This window comes from Alkalibacillus haloalkaliphilus (genome assembly GCF_007991275.1).
Classification (GTDB): domain Bacteria; phylum Bacillota; class Bacilli; order Bacillales; family Alkalibacillaceae; genus Alkalibacillus; species Alkalibacillus haloalkaliphilus.
Window position 1 is genome coordinate 12,420 of record NZ_BJYA01000018.1, and the last position, 13,888, is coordinate 26,307.

The 13,888-nt window shown below is 35.3% G+C and carries 16 protein-coding genes and 1 other RNA gene; 5 read left to right on the forward strand and 12 right to left on the reverse strand.

The genetic code is table 11. The features are described 5' to 3' along the window. Nucleotides 1-35 precede the first annotated feature (35 nt). Both AHA02nite_RS12290 and AHA02nite_RS12295 read left to right on the forward strand, forming a co-directional pair. Complete coding sequence (locus AHA02nite_RS12290; RefSeq protein ID WP_146817724.1) at nt 36-251, forward strand: helix-turn-helix transcriptional regulator; 216 nt, start codon at nt 36-38, stop codon at nt 249-251. Further along, nucleotides 241-981, forward strand: coding sequence for a hypothetical protein (locus tag AHA02nite_RS12295; protein ID WP_146817726.1), 741 nt, complete (start codon nt 241-243; stop codon nt 979-981). The genes AHA02nite_RS12290 and AHA02nite_RS12295 overlap by 11 nt, the downstream gene beginning before the upstream one ends. Here the strand turns inward: AHA02nite_RS12295 and AHA02nite_RS12300 are convergent. From AHA02nite_RS12300 to AHA02nite_RS12315, 4 genes are read right to left on the reverse strand one after another with little or no spacing between them, the layout of a single operon-like run. Then, on the reverse strand, nt 978-1,493 hold the full coding sequence (locus AHA02nite_RS12300) for a GrpB family protein (RefSeq protein ID WP_146817728.1): 516 nt from the start codon (nt 1,491-1,493) through the stop codon (nt 978-980). The two genes, AHA02nite_RS12295 and AHA02nite_RS12300, sit on opposite strands and share 4 nt — an antisense overlap. Nucleotides 1,494-1,515: 22 nt before the next feature. Continuing rightward, entirely contained in the window at nt 1,516-1,773 is a 258-nt protein-coding gene (locus tag AHA02nite_RS12305; RefSeq protein WP_146817730.1) for a M48 family metalloprotease, read from the reverse strand. Between the two features lie 27 nt (nt 1,774-1,800). Beyond that, nucleotides 1,801-2,418, reverse strand: coding sequence for an NUDIX hydrolase (locus tag AHA02nite_RS12310; protein ID WP_146817732.1), 618 nt, complete (start codon nt 2,416-2,418; stop codon nt 1,801-1,803). 11 nt (nt 2,419-2,429) lie between these two features. Then, entirely contained in the window at nt 2,430-3,665 is a 1,236-nt protein-coding gene (locus AHA02nite_RS12315) for a phosphotransferase (RefSeq protein ID WP_170236097.1), read from the reverse strand. 164 nt (nt 3,666-3,829) lie between these two features. Here AHA02nite_RS12315 and AHA02nite_RS12320 point away from each other — a divergent pair, with 164 nt between their 5' ends. After that, nucleotides 3,830-4,849: a DUF2332 domain-containing protein gene (locus AHA02nite_RS12320; RefSeq protein WP_146817736.1), complete on the forward strand. Its 1,020-nt coding sequence runs from the start codon at nt 3,830-3,832 to the stop codon at nt 4,847-4,849. Between the two features lie 101 nt (nt 4,850-4,950). Here the strand turns inward: AHA02nite_RS12320 and AHA02nite_RS12325 are convergent, their stop codons facing one another. From AHA02nite_RS12325 to smpB, 6 genes are all read right to left on the reverse strand, one after another. After that, entirely contained in the window at nt 4,951-5,298 is a 348-nt protein-coding gene (locus tag AHA02nite_RS12325) for a hypothetical protein (RefSeq protein ID WP_170236098.1), read from the reverse strand. Nucleotides 5,299-5,339: 41 nt separating this feature from the next. Next, on the reverse strand, nt 5,340-6,491 hold the full coding sequence (locus tag AHA02nite_RS12330; protein WP_170236099.1) for an erythromycin esterase family protein: 1,152 nt from the start codon (nt 6,489-6,491) through the stop codon (nt 5,340-5,342). Nucleotides 6,492-6,591: 100 nt separating this feature from the next. Next, nucleotides 6,592-6,792 carry a hypothetical protein gene (locus AHA02nite_RS15475; RefSeq protein ID WP_407642747.1) on the reverse strand — a complete coding sequence of 67 codons (201 nt, stop codon included), beginning with the start codon at nt 6,790-6,792 and terminating at the stop codon, nt 6,592-6,594. A 21-nt stretch (nt 6,793-6,813) separates the two neighbouring features. Continuing rightward, entirely contained in the window at nt 6,814-6,957 is a 144-nt protein-coding gene (locus AHA02nite_RS15480; protein WP_407642748.1) for a hypothetical protein, read from the reverse strand. Nucleotides 6,958-7,453: 496 nt separating this feature from the next. Further along, nucleotides 7,454-7,813: a transfer-messenger RNA gene (gene ssrA, locus AHA02nite_RS12340) on the reverse strand. An 87-nt stretch (nt 7,814-7,900) separates the two neighbouring features. After that, nucleotides 7,901-8,359 (reverse strand): SsrA-binding protein SmpB, encoded by a 459-nt coding sequence (gene smpB / locus AHA02nite_RS12345; RefSeq protein WP_146817742.1) that lies wholly within the window; start codon nt 8,357-8,359, stop codon nt 7,901-7,903. A 185-nt stretch (nt 8,360-8,544) separates the two neighbouring features. On the opposite strand from smpB, the gene AHA02nite_RS12350 reads away from it, so the two are divergent. Next, nucleotides 8,545-9,411, forward strand: coding sequence for a GNAT family N-acetyltransferase (locus AHA02nite_RS12350; protein WP_146817744.1), 867 nt, complete (start codon nt 8,545-8,547; stop codon nt 9,409-9,411). A gap of 148 nt (nt 9,412-9,559) precedes the next feature. Then, entirely contained in the window at nt 9,560-10,816 is a 1,257-nt protein-coding gene (locus tag AHA02nite_RS12355; protein WP_146817746.1) for an amidohydrolase family protein, read from the forward strand. Between the two features lie 50 nt (nt 10,817-10,866). On the opposite strand, the gene rnr is transcribed toward AHA02nite_RS12355, so the two are convergent. Both rnr and AHA02nite_RS12365 read right to left on the reverse strand, forming a co-directional pair. Beyond that, nucleotides 10,867-13,026: a ribonuclease R gene (gene rnr, locus AHA02nite_RS12360; protein ID WP_146817747.1), complete on the reverse strand. Its 2,160-nt coding sequence runs from the start codon at nt 13,024-13,026 to the stop codon at nt 10,867-10,869. A gap of 25 nt (nt 13,027-13,051) precedes the next feature. Next, a complete protein-coding gene (locus AHA02nite_RS12365) occupies nt 13,052-13,798 on the reverse strand; it encodes an alpha/beta hydrolase (RefSeq protein ID WP_146817748.1) in 747 nt (248 codons plus the stop codon). Between the last annotated feature and the right edge of the window lie 90 nt (nt 13,799-13,888).

A 13,888-nucleotide genomic window follows, 5' to 3' on the forward strand; every position in this document is an offset into this window, starting at 1 on the left:
ATACATAACATAAAATTGAGTTGAAGGTGACTGTAATGTTGCACAATTGTGTAAAAGAACTACGAGCAAGATATAGCTTCTCACAAACTGAATTAGCAAATCGTGTTGGTGTAACACGGCAAACAATCGGGTTCATCGAAAAGGGTGACTTTTCACCTTCTATCACACTTTCACTTAAAATTGCTCAAGAGCTAAATGTGAGTGTCGATGAATTATTCTGGCTAGAAGGAGAGGGTTATAATGAAGAATGATGATTTCAGAGTACAATTTCCGTTGTGGAATATCGCCTTATTATTAATTTTAACAATATGGTCATACGGCGTGGTTTATGCGATCGACTTAGCAGTAAGTGATTTTGAGGGTGTGTTTTATACAACTGGACAACAAGTTTACGTCAATTGGCACATGCCAAGTGTTTTGTCATTAATTATTGGGCAATTGGCACTGATTGCGTTCTTCATCATCTACTTCATCAAATTAAGACAATACAATAAAAATAATCCAGGAAATGAATTAAGACCTTTCACATTTCTTAAACCTCATGAACTCTTAGAAGACGATGAGTTGTTTCGTCAAATAACTGAACGAACAACAAAAAAAATATACATCTTATATGCCCAGGCTATTCCTGTAGTCATTTTTCTCATCATGTTCCTACCGACACATCGATTCCTTTACATTGCATTACTAATCGGACTTTTAATCGCTCATAACGCTTTATATTTTTGGGAGATCCGCAAGTTTATGAACGGCAAAACTCAACTAAGTCACACTAGCATAAACGCTAAAAAACGTTTATCAAAATTCACACTTGTTACGATAGCAATCATCACCTTTTTTGCATTGGCTTTCCCTACTTATCAAGTTGTTCAAATTCAAACGAACCAAGAACGAATGTTTGAGCAATTTGAACGTTGTTTAGAAGATGGACATGAAGCTATTTTAACTGAGGATAGCACTGTAAACTGTTCGAAAGATTAACGAAATTCAACCCACTCTAATGCTAAACGCTCTATTTCTTGTACCATTTGCTCCTTGCCTTGAACATATGCTTGAGAATCGTACGGATCAAGACGTGACAACCGCTCTTTCAAATCCCCATATTGCCCACTCATTTGTGGATGGTGAATTAAATAATCACGAAAAGCAAGGTGTCTTTTAATGTGGGAACTACCTGTTTGGAAAATATGAAGATGATGTGAGCGGTTGTCACCACCTTTTATAAAAAAACGTCTACCTTCTATTCCATTTTCACCTTTTGGGATAAAGCCTATATTTATAAGCTGTTCATTGTATTGATCAACCGCTTCAACAGCTTTAACGACCGTTAATATATCAAAAATTGGCTTAGCTTTTAAGCCTGGAACAGAAGTGCTGCCAATATGGTAGATGTCTATGTACTCATCACTTAAAAGCGACTTTAACTTTGTAGCCTCTACTTCATACATTTCAGGCCTACTGTTTTGGTATGGAACGACTCCAATTTTTCTCATCTGTACACCTCATATAAATATTCTAAAAAGCAGTCAAGATTCCAATAATGATACCAATTGCCATTAAAATTAATACAGCCTTGCCGAAGTTGTTTATATTAGGATTGAAAGTACCAAACGCCATCACTAAAAGCGCAATTAAATTAATAAATGGAATAGCAGTTAAAATTAATATAAAGATCCATGTCATAATTGATACTTCATCATGATGGTTAGTTATTGCATGCTCTTGATGTTGTGATTGTTCTTGTTTATGTTGTTCCATGTAATTGTAGTCCACATTACCCCTCTTCCCTTCTCTAAATCTCTAATCAAAATAAGCTAATTCGTCTGGGTGGTCTAAATGTCTAAAAGCTAATTTGATTTGTTCCTCTGTATTTCTTGCAACCGAAAGTTCTGGCAATTCATCTTCAGCGAAGAAATCAACTGCACTAGTTTCAATTCCTTCCTGAGCTTGTCCACCAATAATTTCACATTGAATAAACATCTTATAAACATGATACGGAGATGGTGGATGTTGGTGGTTTTTCTTATCAAATATACTAATTAACTTAGTTGCTTTAACGTCATAACCTGATTCTTCTTCAACCTCTTTTACAGCAACTTCACTTGGTGATAAACCGATATCACCCCATCCACCTGGTAAGGCCCATTTGCCGTCTCCATTTTCCTTGACCATTAAAAGTTTATTGTTTTTAAAAACAACTGCTCTCACATCTACTTTCGGTGTGGCATATCCAGTTTCATTTGCGAATAAATCTTTGATTACGGTTTGGTCAATTTCTGTTTGCTGCGATATAATCTCGACACTAATATTTCTAATCATCTCAAATCTTTCTATGTCATACACATCTTTAGAATATGTTAATCCTGCTTGTGCAATTGATTGAAGTTGCTTTGCCCAATCAAGCCATTTGACGTCCATTTAATCATCTCCTATCTCCTTTTATATAAATCAAACTGCGATAACCATTGCTCCACATAAGAGTTAATGATTTGCTCTTGATCCCAGTTATCAATAAAATGTGGCACAATAAACTGCTGATAAATAGTTAAATAATATAAAGGCGCAACCTTTTTTACTAGCATGAATTCCTTCTTTAATTCATCAATACAACCGAATATAGTCCAATGACCTAAGTATTGCTCTAACAAATCATTAGCTACATTTTCAGAGAAAGTTTCCTTAATTTCATCAAAAATAACTGTCATACTTAAAAAAGGATGCGAAATAGTACAATCTGACCAATCATAGATGATTGATTTTCCATCTTGAACCATAATGTTTCCACCAAAAAAATCACCGTGTTCAAGAGCTGGTGGAACTTGGTTAGATGTTAATTGCTGACATAGTTTTTTAGCTTCTATCTGCGTTATGCTTAATTTTTCATATGCATTTTCTGAAATAACTTGAGAAGCTTTTAAGTCATTTAAAGTCCTTTCCAAGTAATGTTGTAAAGTACTAGAAATCTCATATGAAGGACACCCTAAATTTTTGGATTCATTCAATTGATGGGTTGAATGTTTTTGTATCGTTGCTAAACTGGTTAAAGCATCTATCCAATAACTTTTTTCCTTCATATATCCTAACAGTTCCCCATGAACTTCTTGCATAATATATTCATTAGACTTAGGATCAACCGATACAACTGGTGGAACAACATCACTGTGATGGTGATATAAGTATTGAGCGATAAGAGGTTCATGTTTAAAAACTTGCGGAACTGTTTTGATATAATAGGCGTTATTGTCTGTGGACACTTTATGTAATGCCGACTTTTCCCAACTTCTTATTTGCTCAAAGTTCACATGATTAGTATTAGTGCCGGTAAATGATAAAGCTCGTTTTTCAAAAGACTTTCGCCATCCCAACTTGAACCAACTTGGATAAGTTGAATTGTTAATACTTATCCGACTTAGAAGCTTTAACTCTTCATTATATAAGTTTTGTTTAAAATCTTCAAAACGTTTAAACATTTTATGGTCTCCGCCATTTAAAACCTCAACTTCGTAAGCACGGTAATGATTACTAACAAAAGCACACCTCAACACTTGCGTCTCTAAATTGTACGTTTGGCAGAAATAATCATTAATATGTTCAGTTATAGCAATATGCTTTGGTTGAAAATATGTATTGGGAAGTGTCCATTCCTTCTGTTCATTAACTAACATAGAGCCCCCGCCATGTGAATAAACGAGAAATTTATGGAGTATAGCATTTTTCATAAATTAAATCCTTTCGAAACTTATAACGAGTTAATATAAAAGTGATTATGTTATCATTTTATTATGGTAAGTTATGGAATTATATACATTATACATTGGGGGAATGACTCATGGAACAACGTGTAGCAAATATTTTCAAAAAATTTGCAAAAGAAGAGTGTGAAGGGTACTGCGAACTTTACGAACACCTTTCTTTAAAGATCGCAGACGACGAAAAAATGCTACAACTGGCTTTACACGCAAGAGAAGGACAACCGATTCCGAATTTGTTATTTGGTGCAGTACATGCTCTTCTGTTAAAAGGGAAAGTACACGAGTTAAAACACTTCTATCCAAGTATTGTTTCAGATGTTAAAGGTGTAAAAGATTCTTATCCGTATTTCAAAGACTTTTGCGAGAATTACCGCGATGAAATTATAGAGTTTTTACAAACGAAACTAGTTCAAACAAACGAAGTAAGACGTTGTACATACCTTTATCCAACATTCAGCTACATATATGAAATCTCGAATAAACCGTTAGCCTTAATTGAAATTGGGACTAGCTCAGGTCTTCAGCTGCTATGGGATCAGTACAATTACTCTTATGGTTCAGGCCAAATTTACGGTAACCGCCATTCAAATGTACATTTAACTGCTGAGATTAGAGGTGATAAGGAACCCGCCCTTCCAGTAGAAGCTCCACCAGTTGCGAAACGAATTGGCGTAGACCTCAATGTGTTGGACTTAAATGATGAAGAAGATGAATTCTGGCTAAACGCTCTCATATGGCCGAACCTTCATGAACGAAGAGAAACGCTACAACAAGCTGCTGAAATTGTTAAACAACACCCACTTACTTTAATTGAAGGAGATGGCGTGGCAATGCTTTCAGATATAGTCAATGACATTCCAGAGGACTATGCAGTTTGCGTTTTTCATACACACGTTGCCAATCAAATGCCGGACCAGACTAAAGATGATTTGCTTGAAGAAATTAAGAAGATTGGTTCAACTAGAGAAGTCTTTCACGTTTACAACAACATTCAAGACCGTGATTTACACTTAGACTACTATATAAACGGCGAAGAATCTCTAAACACGATCGCTACAACAGCTGGTCATGGGAAATGGTTTACTTGGAAATTATAAATTATTAAACAAACGTACTAGGGCATTGAATTGTAACTTAATTTAATGCTCTTTTTCATTTCATACATACATAATCACTAGGATATATCCTAGATAAAATATTAATTTTCTAAAAGCCACAACTTTTCCAAGTTCACTTGATTTTGCCCCTCACTTTCTTTAGGTACCCAGGAAACCGAGACTTCCACCCCCTCCTTCAAGTCTTCGAGGTGAATAACTTCCTCTACTTGATCTACCATCTTGCTATTCTCTGTCACTCGCAAGTTAACTTGCATATTCTCACCTTCAACAGTCATCTTTTTATTAATATGGTCTAAATCAGTAATAACTCCCCTTAATGAAGAGTGTTGGTGCGTATCAGAAGTGTCTTCCATTGTATTAGAGTAACCGCAGGCGCTAAGTGATAGAAATATACTTATCATTAAAAGAAAAATTAGCTTAAACTTCACTATTATCACCTCCGTAAAAAGAATTGCAAAAGCAATATTTATTAAAAATACTTAGGTTTTTTTACATTTTTTAAAATTATTAATGCGTCATAATGATTATAGGGGTTAATTGACATAGGCAGTTGATTTTTTAATCCAGATTCCAACAACCACCATCGCTTGTTTAACGAACAATTCGCATTATTTAAGGCCAGAAAAGTATTTCCTCCAACTATATTCTCTACCTGTCTTTCTAAATGTTTATTATTAGTTATTTTTATTTCATTATCTTCTCTTAATAAGTTTGAGTAATTTCCATCAATTGCGTAAAACCCTATTGTATAAATATTGTTTTTGAATTTTCCATTTAAATATTGACCTAAGTTTCTTATGTTTAATAATTTAGAACTAGTAGTTTGACTTTTTCTAATATGATAATTATGTGCCCAAATAATTATTTTTTCATCGAGAATTATATTTTCTTTCAACCAATTCACATTATTGAACATTAATTCTCCTCGTTTACTACCACCTTTAATACCTCCTAAATTGATCAGTTGCAACCACTCTATTCTATTCTTAAAGCCATTTATTAATATATTTAAATGTAACTGATCTACTGAAAATTCATTACTTTGTGAACGTAATAGATTGATTAATTCTTCATATAAGAACTCACAATGTTTTTGCTTTTCTTTATCTTCCGCTGATTTTTTTCTTTTACCATCATTTTCAGATTCTAAACTGAAAAACATTTCTTCAGCTTCAATGACCTTTTTTGCAATATCCCAAGGAGCTATAGAAATAACCCAGTTCATAAATTTCTCTGAGTATTTAACAGGTTGAGCGTCCATTCCCCAAAACCTCAATCTTTTCACCCAATTTTGCTTGTAAAATTCCAACATCTCTTCGTTGTGGTAAATATCTAACTTAAATTCTTTTATAAACTGATCAATCTCTGTATCATTAAAAACTTCAGTACCTAAGCTTGACTCTAAAAAACCATTTTCGAATATAACATGACTAAAATTATGTACTTCATGTAAATATTTAATGATATTGATCTTAGTTCGATAATAATCATTTATTCCATGAGAACTTTCACCTAAAACTATTATTTGTTTATCTTTAACATGTTTATCTAAACTAGATAAATCATCAAAACGTATAGCCTCATCACTAATATCTTTTTTCTGTTTATTCTTTTTAAACAAACACATCACCCTCTTTTTCTATTTACTAAAGAAAAGGTAGCTCAATTAAGATACTTGTTGCCAAGATCACCTAAACTGAACTACCTAGTATTTGATAACTTTATGTTAAATCCTCTAACTCTAAATCCGTAAGCGTCCCTTGATGAAAATAAAATTGCCACCTGTCATCGATATACTTCCAGATCGAACTACGTAAAGTCTTTCTTCCTCGCGTGTGATCCATAATGTAGTATGTCGATAAGACAACATCAGAAGCTAGAGGGCGAATTTCATAATTGTGAAGTGTCATTTCTGTTAACACAACACCATCTTCTAAACATTCCTATTTACCATACATCTTGCCTGAACTACTTATTTCTAAAAAATCATCAGCTAGTATATGATCAAGTTGTTCGTTGCTTTTACGTACTTCTAAGTTAATATGGCTTTCCTCTAGTTGCTGTAGATGACTTTTCAAGTTATTCATTTTAAATATCCTTCCTAACATTCCTTCTTGGCTAAATTGTAATTTTCTGTTATTTAAAAATTAACACAAGTATACTCCCCCTGACCACATTAGTCAAATCGAGTTCGACTCAATTAACACATCATATAAAACAACCCACAAAATGCTGCATCAACACTTTGTGGGTACTAGACTTTTAGTTCACAGTATTCACTTTTTAAATTGATCTTTTTGCTTTCGCTCAGACTCTGCTTTTTTCGATTTTGTATAATGGAGTATATAAAAGGTTCCTATAATCAATACAACAAAAGCGATTAGAAACAATAATTCATCCAAAATGTATAACCTACCTTTCTTCGTGTAAACTTATATAGTATTAGACTTAGTGTTTGTAAAAAGATAAGTATAAATCCAAAAAGCTGAAACCACCTTTGTAAAAGAACTGCAAATTAAAAATCCCCCATAAAATGTCCAATTAGACACTTTATGGGGGATTCTCATATTAAGTCCATATTTAATATGGAGATGGCGGGAATCGAACCCGCGTCCAAAGATATCGCCACTCAAGCTTCTACGAGCGTAGTCAGTATATTGTCATTCGCCAATTCTTCAGCCTACTGACAGGCTTCGGAATGACTAGTCTGATTAGTCTCTTCAGAAGACCTCAGACGGTGGCCTTCTGCGTAGCCCGCTTCATTTGAGACCCTTCGATCTACCACACGGGCGATGGTAGGAAGGATCCTGTAGCACTGCTTACGCAGCTACAGCGAAATCGTTTTGTTTGCCAGTTATATTTAACTGAAATGACGTTTATCGAGTCGTCACCTCGGCTCGCTACTTAAGCTCGACCTATCCCTGTCGAATCCAAAACATCCCCGAGTAAAAGAATGTTTCTTCACCAAAATCATTTGGTAATACATATTATAACATGGCATTAGTACTTTGAAAATGTCATTGTTTGGTATTAATAATCTTTTAACGCGCGTTCAACATCACGTTTCATCGCTTTTTGTTTTAAGTCTTCACGCTTATCATACTTCTTCTTACCGCGACCTATACCAATTAAAAGCTTAGCCACACCATTTTTAATGTACATTTTTAGTGGTACTAATGAGTAACCTTTTTGTTGGGTTTGGCCAATTAATTGGTTGATCTCTTTACGATGAAGGAGCAGCTTCCTAGCTCTTGTCGGCTCATGGTTAAACTGATTACCTTGAGTGTACTCTGAGATGTGCAAGTTATGAACGTAAGCTTCACCTTTATAAACACGTGCGAATGAATCTTTCAAGTTGACACGCCCTGCACGAATGGACTTAATTTCCGTTCCTTTTAAAACCATTCCTGCTTCAAACGTCTCTTCTATATGAAAGTCATGTCTTGCTTTTCGATTTGTTGCAATGGCGCCTGGATCTTTTTTTGCCATGGTCTTTCCTCCTCACTGCAAAGGTTATTTTACCAAAAAAGACGGTGCTTTTAAACTGTGATGACTAATTACGACAATATTTCCTCATTAAATTCAAAATTTTAGTACAGGATAATAGACAGTCAAACCATTTTTATGGCATTCTATGTAATTAGGGAACCGAAATAAAGGGAGGAACTGCTAAGATGATTGATACCATTCAAATTAGACCTTTAACAATAAATGATGAAGAAAAGATCGCCAATATGCAAACGGGCATTGAAGACGATTACGTCGTCCGTATATTTGAACGTTTAATTACGAGTGAGGAACACGCATTATACGGTCTATTTTCGGATGACCAACTCGTTTCAGTTGCTGGTTATTCTGTCTTTAAAGGGCAGTACGGAATGCTTGGGCGCCTTAGAAGTGACCAACGTTATTTAGGTAACGGTCTTGCCACAACGATTATTGAATACATCATCGAACAATTAAAAAAAGACGACCAAATTAAATGGGTTGGTGCTAATACGCAGCTGCATAACTTCCCAGCTTTACGTGTGTTAGAGAAATTACAACTACCTAGACTTGAGCTACTTCACCCAGCAGTATTAGTCGATCAAAGCAAAATGCCAGAACCTACTGGCGATGTGTGGACGAAGCTTGAGACGTTAGAAGAAAAGCGTAAATGGATTGATACGATTCAACATGATGATTCAGTCATTTTCCCGCTAGAAGCTTACTATCCATTCCCAACGAGTCCTGAACTTTTTAAAGATGAAGACCTTGAAATGTGGTCGTTCTTTGAAAATGAAGCTCAAGATCGTTTTGCTATTGTGAAATTTGATCAAAAGCGCGATCAATATGCACATGTCGTGTATTTATGGGATGACTTATTCGAACAACCAGGATTAATGAAGACTTTATATGAAGAGCTTGAAGAATTTAAAAAGCAATATGGTGATGAGACTTATATTCGTTTTGACCTTCCAGATGAAACACGTAACAAAATACCAAATGACGATGCATTTAAATTCCAAGACCCATGGATTTTACACGGGTACTGGAAATAGAACCATTAAACCAGAACTTCTGCTTTGGAAGTTCTGGTTTTTTTGAAGTTCTAATTATTTTAATAAGATTAAAAATCATTAGACAATTAAACTTTACATGTTAAAATACAGATATTTGAATTCTATTAATAATCGAGGAGCATGCTAAGTGATTTTGAAAAACGTAACATTTTTAAATAAAAACATGAAGTTTAAAACGCGAGATATTGAGATTACTGATGGTAAAATCTCATTTGACCCTAATAGCCACAATAACATGATGGACTGTAAAGATTACATTGTAATCCCAGGGTTAATAAATGGGCATTTTCATAGCTACTCTTCATTAGCTAAAGGTTTAATGAAAGAAATGGCTTTACCAGATTGGTGTAATGATTCTGAACAAGGAAAGGTTCAACAAGCTTTCTTTGATTACTTAGATGAAGTTCTTTCTGAAGAGGATTTTGTACATATAGCTCAAAAAAGTTATTTGGATATGATTAAACATGGGGTCACTTTTGTCAGTGATTCTGACCCAGGAGAGGCACCACATTTATTAAAAGATGCGATGAATGAACTTGGTATTCGTGGAATGATAGACGTTTATGAAGACATTGGAGATTACGTTCAACATACAGATGACAATATTTCATTCGGCTCTCATCTTTTAGAAGAAGAGGATCTAACGAATGAAGAGCTACTTAAAATTAAAGAGATAAAAGCTGAGTATAACCCTGTTATGATGACCCATTGTCTAGAAAATGAATGGAGAAGTAATTTAGTTCAATCTAACTTCGGTAAATCCAGTATTAACCTTTATGATGAACATAATTTACTTGATGAAAAAACAGTACTTTTCCACACCGTTTACGCTTCAAATGAGGATTTGGATGTTGTATCTCAAAAAGAAAGCTCCATCGTTCATTGCCCGTTATCAAATTTAGATACCGGAGCTGGAGTTGCAAATGTTAACAAGATGTTAGAGAAAAATATTAATGTTTGTTTAGGTACTGACTTTGCTCATACTAACATGTGGGATTTGATGAAATTGACTTATTACTTGTTGAAGATTAATCAGCCCGTTAATAACTATGCTGCTGAAGATATTTTCAAAATGGCAACCGTAAATGGTGCTAAAGCTTATGGACTTCATGAAGAGATTGGTCAAATACAAGAAGGCTACAAAGCTGATTTAATTTTTATTAACAAAAATTCTTTAGAACCTTTAGTGAATCAAGGCGATTTTTCAACATCTCTTCACAATATGCTTTTTGGTGAGCAAAGTGATTTAGTCCAACATGTTATGGTTGACGGTAAATGGGTGATGAAAAATCGCAGAGTATTAACAGTGAATGAAGAAGAGATTAATGAAAAGTATAGCCAGATTGTGAATGGCTTTCTTAACCATCTTAAGCAGCTAACTTAACATATAAAAGAGCATTGAATTGGCCCCCAACTCAATGCTCTCATTTTACCTTAAGTCTTTTTCTTCTTTTTACGTTCTTTCATCCCGACGATTTCAAAATCGACGACGCGTTCTTCAATATTTGTACCAATCACGCGTACTTTTATTTCATCACCAATTCTAAAGATATTACCTGTACGCTCACCGATCATCGCTTGAGCATTTTCGTGATAATGGTAATAGTCATCTGTTAAATAGCTAACGTGTACTAAACCTTCAACTGTATTCGGTAACTCGACGAACATTCCGAAGTTCGTAACAGAGTTAACAAGACCATCGAACTCCTCGCCAATTTTATCTGACATGAATTCTGCTTTCTTAAGGTCATCTGTTTCACGTTCAGCATCCACAGAGCGACGTTCCATTTCTGATGTGTGTCGCGCTATGTCTGGAAGCTTCTCTTCCCATTTCTTTGTCGTTTGACTGCTAATGTCACCTTCTATTAGATACGTTCGAATTAATCTGTGAACGATTAAGTCTGGATAACGTCTAATTGGTGATGTGAAATGAGTGTAAAACTGTGTTGCTAGTCCAAAGTGACCAACGCTCTCAGGTGAATATTTCGCTTGTTGCATCGAGCGTAACATTAGTTTTGATACAACTAAATCTTCTTTACTTCCAGAGACTTGATCTAAAACGTTTTGTAAAGCTTTAGGATGAATGTCATCTGTTGTTCCTTTTATTGTATGACCTAAGTTGGCAACAAACTCAAAGAACTTTTCCAACTTACCGGCGTCTGGGTCTTCGTGAATACGGTGAATGAATGGCACGTCCATCCAATGGAAGTGCTCGGCTATTGTTTCATTGGCGATTAACATAAATTCTTCAATTAAACGCTCAGCTTCACCACGTTCGCGCAAGACAACATCCGTTGGTTGACCTTCTTCATCAACTTCAATCTCTGCTTCTTTAAAGTCAAAATCAATTGCCCCACGGCCTGAACGTTTGAAACGAAGTGTTTGAGCTAATGTAGCCATCAGTTCAAACATTGGCACAAGTGACTGATATCGTTCTCGGACTTCTTCATCACCTTGTAAAATAGAGTTAACGTCTGTATAAGTCATGCGCTCTTCTGTTTTAATGACAGCTGCAAAAATTTCATGATTAACGACTTTACCAGAACCATCAATCTCCATCTCACACCCTAACGTTAAACGGTCGACATGTGGGTTTAATGAACAGATCCCGTTTGATAAGCGGTGTGGAATCATCGGGATGACTCGGTCTGTTAAATACGTACTCGTACTACGTTCCAACGCTTCCTTATCTATCGGTGAGCCTTCTTTAACGTAGTTTGTCACATCTGCAATGTAAACACCTAATAAGAAGTTGCCATTATCCAATTGTTCAACACGCACAGCATCATCTAAATCTTTCGCATCAGCACCGTCAATCGTAACGATCTGTTTATCACGCAAGTCACGACGACCTTCTAAGTCAGATTCGTCAATCGTTTCTGGAATACTATTTGCATGTTCAATTGTTTCATGATCAAACTCGGCTTTAATGCCATGTTTATGAATAATCGCTAAAATATCAATACCTGGGTCATTTTTGTGTCCAAGAATTTCGGCTACTTCACCTTCTGCACTTCTAACCCCTTTAGGATATTCAATAATCTTAACAATGACTTTATGACCGTCGACGGCACCATTTTCATTACCTTCTTTAATGAAGATGTCACCAGGGATCCGTTTATCATCTGCAATAACGAAGCCAAAACGCCCATTATCTTGGTAAGTACCGACAATTGGCTGGTCGTTACGCTCAATAATTCTAACAACAATCCCTTCAGGACGATTACCTGCATATGATTCATTCTCAACGCGGACATGGACAATATCACCATTCATCGCTGACATTAAATCAGATTGATGAATATAAATGTCCGAATGGTTCTCGTCCTCTGGAATTAAAAAGGCAAACCCTTTCGCATGCATTTGGATACGTCCACGAATTAAGTTCATTTTTTCAGGTAAACCATACAATTCATTACGGTTACGAATTAACGTACCGTCATCTTCTAAGCTATTTAAAGCTTTCATCAACTGAATGAGTTCATCACTGTCCGTAATTTCTAGTGTTGCTTGTACTTCTTCGACGCTTAACGGTTTTGTTGCCTCTTCTGTGAAAAATTGTTCTAACCTTTGTTTCATTTGTTCAAAGTCCATATTATATCACCTCAAGTAAAACCATTTATTCAGACCAATCTAGCTTTTCTAAGTACTGATGAACATCAACATGTACTTGATCTTTGTAATCACTTAATGTAATGACGTGAGGAGCCCCCTCATACCATTTTAAATCTTTTTCATCACATTCAACATTGTCATAAATATAGTTAGCACTATCTTTATTAATCATTTCATCTTCTTCTGCTTGTAATACATACGTTGGCGCATAAATTGTATCTAAGTCTTCTCGTACAGAGTTAATCAAGTTGGCTAATGAATCAAATGTGTCATCTGATTCTTCCATTAACTCGTTTACTTCTTGCTCGATTGTTTCTTTATCCTTTTGCTGTAATTGCTTATATTCTTTTGCTTTAAAACGAAAACCTGCTGAAAGCTCTTCTTTATTATCAAAGAAGATCGGCGTACATATTGGAATTACACCTTTAATAGGCCTATTCATCGCTAGTTTTAATGACAAAACGCCACCTAGTGATAAACCAGCAACCGCAATTTCATCATAGCCTAACTCTTTTAAATGATCATAAGCAGCTTCAACATCTTCCCACCATTCTTTCGCTGTAGCTTTAGTAAGTTCTTCTGGTGGTTTACCGTGTCCTCGGTAAATTGGTGCATGACTTGTATATCCTTGCTTTTCTAAATAACGGCCAAGCATACGAACATCAGCTGAATGGCCAGTAAATCCATGTAATAATAAAACTGCTCGATTTCCTGCTTCGAATGTAAATGGTTTTGGTTCTTTAATTTTCATCTCTGTCTTTCTCCCTTTCTACTCTACTCTCTGTTACGTTTCCCCAATTAAATAGGGTTTAATCATTTTGTCATTCACACAATATTATTC

What these genes read in the sequence shown, in the direction of transcription:
- AHA02nite_RS12320 (WP_146817736.1), top strand. Translation starts at nt 3,830, where the DNA reads ATGGAACAACGTGTAGCAAATATTTTCAAAAAATTTGCAAAAGAAGAG.
- AHA02nite_RS12290 (WP_146817724.1), top strand. Translation starts at nt 36, where the DNA reads ATGTTGCACAATTGTGTAAAAGAACTACGAGCAAGATATAGCTTCTCA.
- AHA02nite_RS12365 (WP_146817748.1), bottom strand. Translation starts at nt 13,798, where the DNA reads ATGAAAATTAAAGAACCAAAACCATTTACATTCGAAGCAGGAAATCGA.
- AHA02nite_RS12350 (WP_146817744.1), top strand. Translation starts at nt 8,545, where the DNA reads ATGATTGATACCATTCAAATTAGACCTTTAACAATAAATGATGAAGAA.
- smpB (WP_146817742.1), bottom strand. Translation starts at nt 8,359, where the DNA reads ATGGCAAAAAAAGATCCAGGCGCCATTGCAACAAATCGAAAAGCAAGA.
- AHA02nite_RS12315 (WP_170236097.1), bottom strand. Translation starts at nt 3,665, where the DNA reads ATGTTAGTTAATGAACAGAAGGAATGGACACTTCCCAATACATATTTT.
- AHA02nite_RS15480 (WP_407642748.1), bottom strand. Translation starts at nt 6,957, where the DNA reads ATGAATAACTTGAAAAGTCATCTACAGCAACTAGAGGAAAGCCATATT.
- AHA02nite_RS12300 (WP_146817728.1), bottom strand. Translation starts at nt 1,493, where the DNA reads ATGAGAAAAATTGGAGTCGTTCCATACCAAAACAGTAGGCCTGAAATG.
- AHA02nite_RS12295 (WP_146817726.1), top strand. Translation starts at nt 241, where the DNA reads ATGAAGAATGATGATTTCAGAGTACAATTTCCGTTGTGGAATATCGCC.
- AHA02nite_RS12310 (WP_146817732.1), bottom strand. Translation starts at nt 2,418, where the DNA reads ATGGACGTCAAATGGCTTGATTGGGCAAAGCAACTTCAATCAATTGCA.
- rnr (WP_146817747.1), bottom strand. Translation starts at nt 13,026, where the DNA reads ATGGACTTTGAACAAATGAAACAAAGGTTAGAACAATTTTTCACAGAA.